The following is a 13,261-nucleotide window of genomic DNA, read 5'->3' as shown; positions in this document are numbered from 1 at the left end:
ATGGGACCGCGTCAGCGGCCCGGCCGGAAACTGGCCCGCACCGTGGACAGTTGCCGGGTCGACGCGGACCAGTCCGCGTCCCGGGCGATCCAGCCGAGCGTCCAGGAGCGGGTTCGCGCCGGCCGGTTCGGCACGATCTGCGCGGCGCGCAGCCGGCCGCCGTGCGGGGTGGTCCACTCGCACTCCCACTCGGCGGCGTCGCCCACCTGGGCCAGCCGGACCTCCCGGTAGCCGGGAAGGGCGCCGGCGTCCAGCGCCCGCTTGCGGGCGGCGCGCAGCCGGGTCAGCGCCCCGGCGGTGGTGTCGCCCGAACCGGCGACACTCAACGCCCGGCCGGTGACCGGGTCCTGGAAGCACGCCACGTCACCGTCGCGTGAGTACCGCCAGCCAACGGGCACCGCCACCCGGAAACCGGTGGCGTCGGCGTGCCACGCCCACCCCCTGGGCAGCCGGAACTGCTCACCGGCGGCCGGTTCGGCGGCGGACACCGGCTCGCCCCGGATCACCGGCCGGACACAGGGGAACGGCGGCGGTGGAAGGGGCCCGCCCGGCCCGGGTCGGGGTGGGCGGCCGGGGTCGCCGGCCCACCGGTCGTCGGCGGTCGTGACCCGGGGATCGCCCGGCGGGCCGCCGTCACCCGGGGACAGGGCGGGCAGGTTCGCCGACCCCTGCGGTGCGTCCGGTTCGTCGCCGGTCGCCCCCAGCACCGCGATGGCGCTGCCCACCCCGGCGGCGACGGCCACCAGGAGCGACACCGCGACCATCGTCCAGGGGCGGGTCGCGGCCGGCGGACGGGGTGCTTCGCCGCCGGCCGGGGTGGCCACGCTCCGCCGGGCCCCCGCAACGCCGTGCCCGCCCCCCGGTGCGTCGACCTGGGCGGGTGCCGACACCCACCGCTCCGGCGGGCTGAGATCCCGGCGGCGCGGCGCGGGCACACCCACCGGGTCGGTCGGCGCGTCCGGAGCGACGGCACCGGGACGCCGGGGCGGGCGTACCCCGACCGGGTCGGTCGGCGCGTCGGGCGTCGCGGTGCCGGCGTGCGGGGACGGGCCGGTCGGCGGGCGTACCCCGATCGGGTCGGTGGGTGCGTCGGGCCCGGACGTCGCGCGCGGGACCACCAGGGTGGCGTCGTCGTCGACCGGCCGGGGCGCGGGCGGCCCGACGGCACCCTCCAGCCGCCGCCGGGTCTCGGCGTGACCGGTGCGGTGGCGTGGATCCCGGCGCAGCAGGCCCGCCAGCACCGGGGCCAACGGCCCGGCGTGGGGTGCCGGGTCCGGCGGCGCGGAGGCCAGCGCGCTCAGCGTCGCCATGGCGGTGCTGCGGGCGTACGGGGACCGCCCCTCCACCGCGGCGTGCAGGGTCGCCCCGAGCGACCAGAGATCGGCGGCCACGCTGGACACCCCCTCGGCAGCCCGTTCGGGAGCGACGTACTGCGGCGAGCCGAGCACCACGCCCGGCCGGGTCATCACCCCGTCGCCACCGTCGAAGACGGCCAGGCCGAAGTCGGTCAGCATGATCCGGCCGTCGTGGGCGACGAGCACGTTCTGCGGCTTGACGTCACGGTGCAGCACCCCGGCGGTGTGCGCGGCGTGCAGCGCGGCCAGCAGGGCCAGCCCGATCTCGGCCGCCCGCCGGGGAGCCAGCGGACCGTCGGAGTCCAGCAGATCCTGAAGGGTGCGCGAGGGCACGTACTCCATCACGATCCACGGGCTGTCCCCGTGCCGGACCACGTCGTAGACGCGGACCACCCCGGGGTGGCTGAGCCGGGCCGCCGTGCGCGCCTCGCGCAGGGTGCGATCGCGTACCTCGTCGCGCTCGCCGCCGGTCAGCCACGCGGGCGGCACCACCTGCTTGGCGGCGACCTCCCGGTGCAACACCTCGTCACGGGCCCGCCAGACCGTGCCCATCCCGCCCCGTCCGACGAGGTCGAGCAGCCGGTACCGGCCGGCGATCAGCACCTGGCGCACACGTCCCCCATCCCGCCGTCGGCGTACACCTTAGCCACCGGGATCGGGGTCGACCTATCCGCTCAGCAGGCGGCGCCTCCGACCGCGAGGAGGTTGCCGTCCGGAACGGAGACGCTCCGGTGGCCACCGGCCAGGCGGGCGGCGGCCCGCCGCGCCTGCCACGGGCCGTGCTCGCGGCCGGCGACCGCGTACGTGCCGGCGGTGTGCGCCGCGATGGTCGCCCAGCCGTAGCGTTGGCCCACCATGACGCGGGCCTGTCGGGCGACCCGGCGGGCGAACACCTCGTCGCCGAGGAGCTGCCCGACCGCCCCCGCCAGGGCCTGCGGATCACTGTGCGGGAAGGACACCCCCGTCACGCCCGGCTCGACGATCTCGGCCAGCCCGCCCGTGCGGGCCACGGCCAGTGGCGCGCCGGCCGCCGCCGCCTCCAGGGCGACCATGCCGAACGGCTCGTAGAGGCTGGGCACCACCGTCGCGTCGGTGGCCCCCAGCACGGCGGGCAGCTGGGTGCTGTCGAGGAAGCCGGTGAAGCGGACGGTGCCGTCCACGTCGAGCTGACGGGCGCGGTCTTCCAGCTCACTCCGGTACGGCCCGTCGCCGGCGATCAGCACCCGCAGCCCCGGATGCCGGCGACGCAGCGCCGGCACCGCCTCCACCAGGTGCTGCACGCCCTTCTCGTACACCAGCCGGCCCGCGTACCCGACCAGCGGCCCGGCACCGGCGAACCGGGCACGGGCCGCCGCGACCGCCCGGGGCCGCGCCCGCCAGGCCCGGTCGTCGACCCCGTTGGGCACCACGTCGATCTGTTCGGTCGGCACACCGAACAGGGTGGTGACCTGGTCGCGCATGTAGCCGGAGCAGACGATGACCCGGCCGGACTCGGTGCTGAGCCAGTGTTCGACGCCGTGGATGGTGCGGTTCATGTCGTCGGGGAGCCAGCCCTGGTGTCGGCCGGCTTCGGTGGCGTGGATGGTGGTGACGAGGGGGATGTCGAGGTGTTCGGCGAGGGTGATGGCGGTGTGGGCGACGAGCCAGTCGTGGGCGTGGATGACGTCGTAGGTGGCGGATTCGGTGGCGCGGAGGGCGGCTCGGGTGAGGGTGTGGTTGAAGGCCATGGTCCAGGCCAGCAGTGAGTCGGTGGCGAGGGGGAAGGTGACGGGGTCTTCGGCGGCGCGCAGGATGCGGACGCCGTCGGCGTATTCCTCGTGGGGTGCGCCTTCGGTGTGGCGGGTGACGACGGTGACGTGGTGGCCGGCGGTGGCGAGGGCGACCGAGAGGGCGTGTACGTGTCGGCCGAGGCCGCCGACGAGGACGGGCGGGTACTCCCAGGAGAGCATCAGTATCCGCTGCTGACGGGCGGGGTTGATGTCGATCACGTCGGCGTTCGGTGACATGCGGCCCCCTCGGTGGAGTTGTCGGCACCCGCGCGCCGGCCGGCACCGGAAACCCGGCGTCCCACGGTCGCTGCTGGATCGGGACCCATCCTGCTCGCGGCTGGATAACCAGCGGAGACATCACCGTTGCGGCGGTGTAAACCGCTGCCGGCGACCGCTGCCGGCGGCGGTGACCGGCAGCGGTTCGACCGGGGCGGTGCCGTCCGCGGGGAGGTCAGCGGCGCAGCCGCCGCCCCCGTAGCACCTCCGCCACCGACCACGCCTGGAAGGGGCACCCCGTGGCGGCGTGCGGGGCCGACCCGTCGGCCGTCTCGCTCACGGAGCCGAGGCCGTACTCGCTCAGGTGCGCCTCGACGCCCACGAACAACTCGTCGACCGGCAGCTCCGCCCGGCGGCAGGCGTCCGCGTACGGGCCGAGCAGCCACGGCCACACCGTGCCCTGGTGGTATGCGCCGTCCCGCTCGGCGGGCCCACCGCGGTGCTGGCCGGCGAACTCCGGTGCGTCGGGGGACAGGCTGCGCGGGCCCAGCGGCGTGAGCAGGCCGGCGGCGACCCAACCCAGGGTCGCCGCGTCCGGTTCCAGCGGCGCGTACGGCAGCGACCAGGCCAGGAGCTGGTTGGGTCGCAGCAGGTCGTCGTCGTGGTGCGGCGCACCGCCCAGCGGGTACGCGGGTGCGGGCGCGTCCACCACGTCGTGCAGCCAGCCGACGGCCGACGGGAAACGGTCCCGGAAGGAGCCGAGCGCCTGCCCGTGCAGGCGGTGCAGCCCGGTCGCGTCCTGCCCGGCCAGCTCCGACAGCTCGGCCAGGCCCGCCAACCCGTTGATCCACAGGGCGTTCACCTCGACGGGCTTGCCGGTGCGCGGGGTGACCGGCACCCCGTACACGCGGGCGTCCATCCAGGTCAGCGCCACTCCCGGCGCGCCCTGCGCGAGCAGCCCGTCGGCCGGGTCGACGCCGATGCCGTAGCGGGTGCCGGCGGTGTGCGCCTCGACCACGGCCCGCAGGGCGGGCAGCAGCTCGTCGCCGAGGTCGGTGTCACCGGTGACGGTGACGTGGCGGCTGACGGCGTGCAGGAACCACAGCGTGCCGTCGACGGTGTTGTACTCCACCCGACCCGTGTCGGCGGTGTTGGCGAGCATCCCCTCCGACAGCGTCGCCGCGTACGCGCGCAGCAGCGCCCGGCCCTCGTCGGCTCGGCCCGTGCACAGGAACAGCCCCTCGTACGAGATCATCGTGTCGCGGGACCAGGCGCCGAACCACGGGTAGCCGGCGACCACGTCCGGTCCGCGCGGCGTGTCGACCACGAACGCGTCGGCGGCCAGGGTCAGGGTCGCCTCGACGTCGTCGGCGGGCTTCGCCGCCGCCACCACCTGCCGGTTGCGTCGTCGGGCCGCCGCCACCACCTCGGTCGCCGGTGGCGGCTCCTCGGCCAGGTCCCCGGCCCAGGCCAGGACGGACACCGTGTCGCCCGGCCGGTCCAACGCGCCCGCGAACCGGCCCGCATACCACAGGTCCTCGCTCGGGTGCAGGCCGCGCGCGGCCTCCTCCCGGTGGTGCACGCCCCGCCACCAGTGCCCCTCCGGGGCCCAGTCCGGCCCGGCCAGACGGAACGCCCCGTCAATCACCGCGCCGCCGTCGACCCGGTCCATCCGCAGGGCGGGGCCGTCGGCGCGGCGTTCGCCGTGCGCGTCCCGCCAGGTGCAGGCCGCGCTCAGTTCCAGCCGCACCGGGGGGCCGCCGACGAGCCGGTGCACCACCGCCACGCAGGACCGGCCGTACCGCATGGCGATCTCCCGCTCGATCACCACGTCACCGATGCGCCACCGCCAGCGGGGCAGCCCGTCGGTCAGGTCGAACCGTTCCAGCAACTCGAAGCCGCGCGGGTCGACGTCACCGGACGCCCACTCGTGCGCGCCGAGGCGGATCCGCGCCCCGGAGGGCAGCAGCACCGCCGGATCCAGGCTCACCAGTCCCACTGTGCGGGACGCCGGAGTTTCTCCGGGCACCACCAGCAGACCGTGGTAGCGGCGGGTGCGCAGCCCGGCGACGGTGCCCATGGCATACCCGCCGAGACCGTCAGCGACCACCCATTCGCGGGTCGCGCCGCTGGTCAGCGCTCCGCACACCTGCGGACCGAAGCGAATGTCGATCAACTTTCCTCCACCTGCGGCGAGGTGCAACACGCCACGACGAGAATGGCCGCTGTGGTGAAGTACCCCGGCGGCGTCGAAGATGTCCACGTGATCACTGACGGCTCGCCCACCGACCCGACTCCCGACGCCGAGCGGCTCCGGCTCGCCCAGGCCGACGCCGGGGAGCAGGACTGGCGCGCATGGGGTCCCTATCTGTCCGAGCGGGCGTGGGGGACGGTGCGGGAGGACTACAGCGAACACGGCACGGCGTGGGACTACTTCCCCCACGACCACGCGCGGTCCCGAGCCTACCGGTGGTCCGAGGACGGCATGGCGGGCGTCTGTGACGACCGGCAGACCTTCTGCTTCGCCCTCGCGCTGTGGAACGGGCGCGATCCCATCCTCAAGGAGCGGATGTTCGGCCTCGGCGGCGACGGCGGCAACCACGGCGAGGACGCCAAGGACTACTGGTGGTACGAGGACTCCACGCCCACCCACTCGTGGATGCGCTGGCGCTACCACTACCCGCAGGCCGCCTTCCCGTACGACGAACTCGTCGGTGTCAACGGCCTGCGGGGCCGGGACGACACCGAGTACGAGCTGGTCGACACCGGCATCTTCGACGACGACCGGTACTGGGCGGTGACCGTCGACTACGCCAAGGCCGGCCCGACCGACATGTGCATCGTGGTCACCGTCGCCAACCGGGGCGCGGACACCGAGCGGCTGCACGTGCTGCCGCACCTGTGGTTCCGCAACACGTGGGCGTGGGGGCTGCCCGGGGGTGACCGGGTGCCCCGGCTGGTCGGCGAGGGCGCCCGGCTTGTCGGTGAGCACTGGGTGCTCGGGCAGGTCGTGCTCGACGGCGACGGCGACCCGACGCCGCTGCTGTGCGACAACGACACGAACGCCGAGCGGCTGTGGGGGCTGCCGGGCCGCTCGGCTCACCCGAAGGACGGCATCAACGACCACGTCGTGAACGGCGCCGACACGGTCAACCCGGCGGGGGAGGGCACCAAGGGTGCGCTGCACTACGTGTTCGACGTGCCGGCGGGCGGGCAGCGGCAGATCCGGCTGCGGCTGACGCGGACCGCGCCGCCCCCCGGCGGTGGCGACGTGCCGCCGGCGGATCTCGGCGACGGCTTCGAGGCGGTGGTGTGGGCCCGCCGCGCGGAGGCCAACCGGTTCTTCGCCGGGGTGATCCCCGAGGCGGCCGGCCCTGACGAGGCCCTCGTCGCCCGGCAGGCCATCGCCGGGCTGATGTGGGGCAAGCAGTTCTACCACTTCGACGTCAAGCGGTGGCTGGAAGGTGATCCCGGCTCCACCCCGCCGCCCGCCGGCCGGCGGCACGGACGCAACAGCGCCTGGTGGCACATGACCAGCTTCGACGTGATCTCCATGCCGGACCCGTGGGAGTATCCCTGGTACGCGGCCTGGGACCTGGCCTTCCACTGCGTCAGCCTCGCGCGGGTCGATCCGACCTTCGCCAAGGAGCAGCTGCTGCTCCTGCTCCGCGAGTGGTATCTGCACCCCAACGGGCAGATCCCGGCGTACGAGTGGGCGTTCGGCGACGTGAACCCGCCGGTGCACGCCTGGGCGGCGCTGAAGGTGTTCGAGATCGACGGCAGCCAGGACCACGAGTTCCTGGCCCGGATCATGCACAAGCTGATGATGAACTTCACCTGGTGGGTCAACCGCAAGGACACCGGCGGCAACAACGTCTTCGAGGGCGGCTTCCTCGGGCTGGACAACGTGGGCCCGTTCGACCGGTCGGCGGCCCTGCCCGTGGCCGGGGTGCTGGAGCAGTCCGACGGCACCGGCTGGATGGCCATGTACGCGCTCAACCTGCTGGACATCGCGATCGTGCTGGCCGAGCACGACCGCACCTGGGTGGACACCGCGACGAAGTTCTTCGAGCACTTCGCGTACATCGCCGCCGCCGCGTACTCCCAGGGCCTGTGGGACGCCGAGGACGCCTTCTTCTACGACGTGCTGCGGCTGGCCGACGGCAGCAAGGTGCCGCTGAAGGTCCGCTCGGTGGTGGGGCTGCTGCCGCTGGCCGCGGTCACCCGGCTCACGGCGCGGACGCTGCACCTGCTGCCGGAACTGGGTGCCCGGCTGCGCTGGTTCCTGACCAACCGTCCCGAGTACGCCGACGTGATCGGGGTGCGCCGCATCGGCCCGGACGGGCGGCAGCAGCGCCTGCTGTCCATGGTCGGCCCCGAGCAGGTGGTCCGGCTGCTGGCCCGGATGCTCGACACCGACGAGTTCCTCTCCGAGTACGGGTTGCGCACCCTGTCGCGGGCTCACCTGGACAAGCCGTTCGCGGTGACCCTGGGCGGGCAGGAGTTCGCGGTCGGGTACGAGCCGGCCGAGTCGACCAGCGGCCTGTTCGGGGGCAACTCCAACTGGCGCGGCCCGATCTGGATGCCGACCAACTTCCTGCTGATCAGCGCGCTGCGTGACTACGCGGCCTTCTACGGCGACGACCTCCAGATCGAGTACCCGACCCGCTCGGGGGTGAAGCGGACCCTCGACGAGATCGCCGACGACCTGTCCGCCCGGCTGATCTCGCTGTTCACCCGCGACGGCTGGGGTCGCCGGCCGATCTACGGGGCGGCGCAGCTGTTCCAGACCCACCCGGACTGGCGGGACCTGATCGCGTTTCCGGAGTACTTCCACGGCGACAACGGCGCGGGGCTGGGCGCCTGGCACCAGACCGGCTGGACGGCGCTGGTCGCCGACCTCATCCTCACCATGCGCCGCTGACCCTGGCCGAACACCTCGCGCCGCTGGCCCCTGGCGAACGCCGCGTCGCTGGCCGTCGCATCACCCTGCGCCGCCCCCGGAGCGGTCCGAACCGCTCCGGGACACGCAGTACACGTCACCGGAGTTGGCCTCGTGGGGCAGCGTGACCAGGTGGGCCGCCATCTCGTGTGCGGGCACCCAGGACTCGAACGTCATCGACTTGTCGTCGCCCAGCGCGACGTCGAACCCGTCGAAGCCGAGCGCGGTCAGTCGGTCGAGACACCGCAGCGCGACCTCGCGCGCGATCGTGGTGAACTCGAACGAGAGGGCGGGCAGCGGACGGCTCAGTCCGGCCAGCACCGCGTCCTCGAAACCCTCCACGTCGATCTTCGCGAAGGCCGGCACCCCGTACTGCTCCACCAGCGCGTCGACGGTCACGACCGGGACCTCGATCTCCGAGTCCCACACCTCGCCCTCCCAGCCGCCCGCGCCGACGGCAGCCCGCACGAAGTGGGAGGACGCGGTCGACACGGTCGGATTGGCGGAGTTGACATGGAACCGTACGCTCCCGGCGACCGCGCCGCAGGCTGCCTCGACCAGCGTCACCTGGTCGTCTCCGGCGTAGATCGCGCGCAGGGCGCGCAGGCAGAGCGGCTGCGGCTCCACGGCCACGACCCGCGCTCCGAGCCGGCGGAAGCTGCCGACGTGGTCACCCACGTGGGAACCGATGTCGAAGACGAGATCCCCGGGCGCGACCAGGCGGGCGTAGAACGCGTCCATCCGCGCGTCGCGTTCCGGGTCGCCGTAGTACACGTCGAGCGACCGGCGCAGGGACGCGGTGGCAGGATCGTCCTGGAGCGCCGCGATCCTGGCGGCGACGGTGTCCGTCATCGACCTGTGGTCCCCGTTCGTGAAGTGGTTGAAGGTGCGCTATCGCGGGCCGAAGGCGGTCAGGAACCGGTCCCGGAAGGCGTCCATGCGCCAGACCGGGGCCTGCGGGCCGGGCTTCAGCCCGTCCTGCCAGCCCCAACCGGAGATCCGGTCCAGCACCGCCCGGTCCCGGGTGATGATCGTGATCGGCACGTCGTGGCTGGCGTTCTGGCCGGTGACGACCGGGGCCGGCTGGTGGTCGCCGAGGAAGACGAACACGAGGTCGTCGTCGCCGTAGGTCTCGACGTAGGAGATGAGCGTGCTCAGCGTGTACTCGACGGACCGCCGGTAGTCCGCCTTGATCCGGCCGGCGCTGCGGCGCTTCTCGTCCGTCGCGTTCCCGGCGTGATCGTGGAAGATCCCGCCGTCACCGAGATCGGCCCAGTCGAGCAGCGGCGGCACGGGTGTCCAGGGGGAGTGGCTCGACACGAGCGCGAGTTCGGTCATCACGGGAGGGCCTGCCGGTAGCGCCTGCTCAAGGCGCCGCCAGCTGGACAGGGTGTACTGGTCGGGCATCGTGCCGAAGCTGAACTCCGGGCCCTGGTAGGCGAGCGTCCTGGCGTCGTAGAACCGGTCGTAGCCGTAGAAGGAGCCCTCCGGCCATGCCCTGGTGACCGCCGGCATCACGCCCACGGTCTGCCAGTTCGCCCGCCGGAAGGCACCGCCCAGGGTCATCCGGTCGCTCGCCAGCAGGGTGCGGTGGCGCTGGTCGTTGTCGATCCACAGGCCGGAGAGCAGCGTGGCATGGGCCAACCAGCTGCCACCGCCGATCGTCGGTGAGGTGAGGAAGCCACTCTGCGCCGAGTAGCCTGCCGCGCTCAGCCGGTCGGTTCCGGCGTCGAGGAGCGCACCGATCTGCGGAGCGAACTCCGGATCCTCGACGGCGTCCCGGCCGTAGCTCTCCACGAAGGCGACGACCACGTCCTTGCCGCGCAGCGCCGTGAGCAGTTGGTCGCCCGGTGTGTCCCGGAACGGGTCGGCGTCGACCGTGGTGGCGAACGTCCTGCGGTCTTCCAGGCGCAGCCGCACCTGGAAGCCGTGCCCGTTGACCAGGGTGGTCGCCGAGGTGTCGGCGACCGGCACGCCCGGAGCCACCTGGACGCCGAAAGCGGCGCACGCCACCCAGACGACCACCAGCGCCGCGACGGCCCGGGTGGTGCCGGTGTGGTGCCGGACGACCAGGCGGCTCAGCCGCAGCACCGACACCGTGACCAGAACGGGTAGTACGCCGGCGACCAGCGCCAGCGCGACCGCGCTGCCGATCGCGGCGGAGCGGCCGTAGGACTCGTCGACGAAACCGAACGCCTCGTCGAGCAGCGCCCAGTCGAGCACCAGGTCGAACGCCCGGCCGAGCGATGCGGAGAACCCCAGGTCGAGTAGCTTGAGCAGGCCCAACAGGCCGAGGGCCACACCGGCGAGCGCCGCCGTCGCCCGCCTGGCGGCCGGGGGCAGCGCGAGGAGCAGCGCGAGGAGCAGCAGCGCCTCCAGGGGTATCCGCACGAAGGCGGCCGGCGAGAGACGACCGAAGTCGTACGGCGCGGTGAGCGCGAGCAGCACGAGCAACGCGGCCAGCAGGGTCGCCAGCCGGCTCCGGACGCGACGCCAGGTCCTCCCGCCGGGATCGTCACCCTCGGCTCCATCCGGCGTCCGGTCGAGGTCTCGGTCGGCCGGCGGGGTGTCCCGCACCAGCCTCCGTGCCTGGGCCGGTAGCCGGCGCACCCGCGTCGTGAGCGACAACCTGGGCATCCTTCCGTCGATCGTGGTTCTTTGGCGGGGCCGGGACCCTCGGATCGTGGTCGTGCGGCGGGCCGGGCGTCTCAGACCCGGACGCCGCCGTCCCGGGCCACGGTGATCCTCGGCTGGTCGCGCCACCCCACCGGTGCCTCCATGACCAGCTCGCCGGTGACGTCGATGCTCGGGTGCACGCTCGGGTGAATCGGGATCTCCACCCCGGTCGGACGGGCCGGCGCGGCGGCACCGGCCGACGTGCGGCGCGTCGCCCACAGCCAGCGGACATCGCGGCCGAACGACTCGACGAGCAGCGCCAGCGCCAGCACCAGCACGGCGACCGCCAGCGGACCGGGCAGCACCCCGGCCATCGCCACCGTCAACATGACCCCCTGGACCGCCGCGACGACCTTACGCCAGTAGCGCCCCGGCAACGAGCCACGCATCCACGGCAGCACCCAGCTGGCGGCGACGAAGGCGTACCGCATCGCGCCGATCGCCAGCACCCAGCTCCCCGCCGACTGTGCCACGTGGACACAGAGCACCAGCACGAGGAAGGAGTCGATCTCCATGTCGAAGCGTGCGCCCAACTCGCTGGAGGTTCCGGTGCGGCGGGCCGTGTAGCCGTCCACCGCGTCGAGCGCCAGCGCCACGGCGGTGAGCGTCACCATCAACGCGATCGGCGCCGACTGGTCGAACGAGTCCGCCGCCAGGGCCGTCACGCACCCGACGAGGATCGCCCGGCCCAAAGTCACCCGGTCGGCCGGGCCGAGACTCCCCGCACCCGAACGACGCAGGCCCCGGCTGAGCAGGGCGCACAGGACGATTCCGTACCCCAGGCCCGCCAACCAACCCGCCACCCCGAGGCCCACCGTTGTGGCGAGCACCGCCAACAGGACGACCTGCACGATCAGTCCGACGACCGGACCAGTGCGAACCGTGGGCATCGTGCCTCCATGACTGTGATTCCGCGACCCTGACCCTCAACACGAGAAATACGGCCGTCCGGTTCGTTCCGGACGCAGGTGAATCCCAGGTGATTGCGAGGTGGTGGTGCGGCGTACCGTCCCCGCCTTCCGCCGGCCTCCCGTGGTGCGGGTGGGTACGCCCACTCCGAGGCGGCGGTCGTCGAAGGACCGCGACGAGATTCGCCGCGTAGTGTCGCATTCGCCGCCGAAGGCACCGAACACAGACCGGGAGACCGGGCTATCGTGATCGCGTGAGTACTCGCCGTGTGCCCGCACAGATCGGGGACCTGCCGCCCATCGGGCGACCGGCCAACAGCGCTCTGCTCGAAGCCGGCATCATGACGCTTGCTCAGGTCGCTGCCCACAGCCGCCGCGACCTCCTGGCCCTGCACGGGGTGGGGCCGAAGGCGGTCCGCATCCTGGCGGCCGCGCTGGCCGAGCACGACCTCGCCTTTGCCGATTGACGGCCGCGCCCTGCCCGGTGGCGACCACCTCCGCGGCGTCACCGACGCTGCCGATCCCCACCCGTCTCCCGCTTCCTGGCGTTCGCCGACGAGCATCGGGGCGGTCTCGGCGGCTGTCGGCGCGGGCACTCCGGTAATCCGCGATCGCGCATCGGACGCGCGCGTGGGCTGACTCGACCGGGGGCCGCGCCGGTCTGTGCGCAAGCCCGCAGGGAGGGTCACCGCCACGTTTCGCGCTGTCGATGCAGTCCATCGAGGATCAGGTCGAGCCCGACCTCGAACTCCGCCGTGTACGTGTAACCAGGCTTCAGGGCGCGATGGACGATCATCTCGGTGAGGTGCGGGAGTTCGTCGCGGGGCATCCGCTCGAGAATCGAGCCCGCCACGTCCTCCACGCCGTCGGTCGACGTGAAGGGCAGGCTGAGCTCCTGCAGCGTGAACCCGTAGATGTAGCTGTCCAGCACCGAGACGGCGTGTGCCGCGCCGGCGATGGAGAAGCCGCCCGACCGTAGGCAGCCGATCACCGCGTCGTGGTGGCGCAGCGTCGCCTGGCCGGGGTTGGCCCGGGAGTCCATCAGGCTGATCGCCCACGGGTGCCGGCGCAGCGTACCGCGCGTCGATACTGCCCGGCGTCGCATCGCGATCCGCCACTCGACGTCGTCCGACGGGAGCTCGATCTCGCTGAAGACGAGGTCGACCATGCCGTCGAGGATCAGGTCCTTGTTGCGGAAGTGGTGGTACAGCGACATGGCCTCGACGCCGAGCCGCTCGGCGAGCTTCCGCATGCTCGGCGCACCGGTGCCGGCCTCGTCCGCCAGCGCGACCGCTGCGCGCAGCACCATCTCCTTACTCAGCGAGTTGCGCCGGGGCGCAGGCGTGCCGGCTGGCTCCGTGGCCACGAGATCCTCCTGCTGGTGGGGGCGGATTG

Annotated in this window: 9 protein-coding genes; 2 read left to right on the top strand and 7 right to left on the bottom strand. The window is 73.2% G+C overall.

Features of this window, described 5'->3' with window-relative positions:
- Positions 1 to 11 precede the first annotated feature (11 nt).
- The 3 genes from GA0070616_RS03230 to GA0070616_RS03220 form a co-directional block, all read right to left on the bottom strand.
- Positions 12 to 1,967 carry a serine/threonine-protein kinase gene (locus GA0070616_RS03230; protein ID WP_091075958.1) on the bottom strand — a complete coding sequence of 652 codons (1,956 nt, stop codon included), beginning with the start codon at positions 1,965 to 1,967 and terminating at the stop codon, positions 12 to 14.
- A gap of 62 nt (positions 1,968 to 2,029) precedes the next feature.
- A complete protein-coding gene (locus GA0070616_RS03225; protein ID WP_091075954.1) occupies positions 2,030 to 3,361 on the bottom strand; it encodes a glycosyltransferase family 4 protein in 1,332 nt (443 codons plus the stop codon).
- Between the two features lie 214 nt (positions 3,362 to 3,575).
- Complete coding sequence (locus GA0070616_RS03220; protein ID WP_091075951.1) at positions 3,576 to 5,516, bottom strand: amylo-alpha-1,6-glucosidase; 1,941 nt, start codon at positions 5,514 to 5,516, stop codon at positions 3,576 to 3,578.
- A 42-nt stretch (positions 5,517 to 5,558) separates the two neighbouring features.
- Here GA0070616_RS03220 and GA0070616_RS03215 point away from each other — a divergent pair, with 42 nt between their 5' ends.
- On the top strand, positions 5,559 to 8,264 hold the full coding sequence (locus GA0070616_RS03215) for an MGH1-like glycoside hydrolase domain-containing protein (protein ID WP_091075948.1): 2,706 nt from the start codon (positions 5,559 to 5,561) through the stop codon (positions 8,262 to 8,264).
- Positions 8,265 to 8,324: 60 nt separating this feature from the next.
- Here GA0070616_RS03215 and GA0070616_RS03210 read toward each other — a convergent pair whose 3' ends face one another.
- The 3 genes from GA0070616_RS03210 to GA0070616_RS03200 all read right to left on the bottom strand — a co-directional run bounded on the left by GA0070616_RS03210 (position 8,325) and on the right by GA0070616_RS03200 (position 11,848).
- Positions 8,325 to 9,134: an FkbM family methyltransferase gene (locus GA0070616_RS03210; RefSeq protein WP_091075945.1), complete on the bottom strand. Its 810-nt coding sequence runs from the start codon at positions 9,132 to 9,134 to the stop codon at positions 8,325 to 8,327.
- A gap of 39 nt (positions 9,135 to 9,173) precedes the next feature.
- Positions 9,174 to 10,910: an alkaline phosphatase family protein gene (locus tag GA0070616_RS03205; protein ID WP_139128836.1), complete on the bottom strand. Its 1,737-nt coding sequence runs from the start codon at positions 10,908 to 10,910 to the stop codon at positions 9,174 to 9,176.
- Positions 10,911 to 10,990: 80 nt separating this feature from the next.
- Positions 10,991 to 11,848: a CDP-alcohol phosphatidyltransferase family protein gene (locus GA0070616_RS03200; protein ID WP_091075938.1), complete on the bottom strand. Its 858-nt coding sequence runs from the start codon at positions 11,846 to 11,848 to the stop codon at positions 10,991 to 10,993.
- A gap of 272 nt (positions 11,849 to 12,120) precedes the next feature.
- On the opposite strand from GA0070616_RS03200, the gene GA0070616_RS03195 reads away from it, so the two are divergent.
- Entirely contained in the window at positions 12,121 to 12,333 is a 213-nt protein-coding gene (locus tag GA0070616_RS03195; RefSeq protein ID WP_091075934.1) for a helix-hairpin-helix domain-containing protein, read from the top strand.
- A 218-nt stretch (positions 12,334 to 12,551) separates the two neighbouring features.
- On the opposite strand, the gene GA0070616_RS03190 is transcribed toward GA0070616_RS03195, so the two are convergent.
- Positions 12,552 to 13,232, bottom strand: coding sequence for a TetR/AcrR family transcriptional regulator (locus tag GA0070616_RS03190; protein ID WP_245712638.1), 681 nt, complete (start codon positions 13,230 to 13,232; stop codon positions 12,552 to 12,554).
- Positions 13,233 to 13,261 lie beyond the last annotated feature (29 nt).

Source organism: Micromonospora nigra (assembly GCF_900091585.1).
Classification (GTDB): domain Bacteria; phylum Actinomycetota; class Actinomycetes; order Mycobacteriales; family Micromonosporaceae; genus Micromonospora; species Micromonospora nigra.
This window is presented reverse-complemented; position numbering and strand designations above follow the sequence as displayed.

What these genes read in the sequence shown, in the direction of transcription:
- GA0070616_RS03225 (WP_091075954.1), bottom strand. Translation starts at nt 3,361, where the DNA reads ATGTCACCGAACGCCGACGTGATCGACATCAACCCCGCCCGTCAGCAG.
- GA0070616_RS03200 (WP_091075938.1), bottom strand. Translation starts at nt 11,848, where the DNA reads ATGCCCACGGTTCGCACTGGTCCGGTCGTCGGACTGATCGTGCAGGTC.
- GA0070616_RS03210 (WP_091075945.1), bottom strand. Translation starts at nt 9,134, where the DNA reads ATGACGGACACCGTCGCCGCCAGGATCGCGGCGCTCCAGGACGATCCT.
- GA0070616_RS03215 (WP_091075948.1), top strand. Translation starts at nt 5,559, where the DNA reads ATGGCCGCTGTGGTGAAGTACCCCGGCGGCGTCGAAGATGTCCACGTG.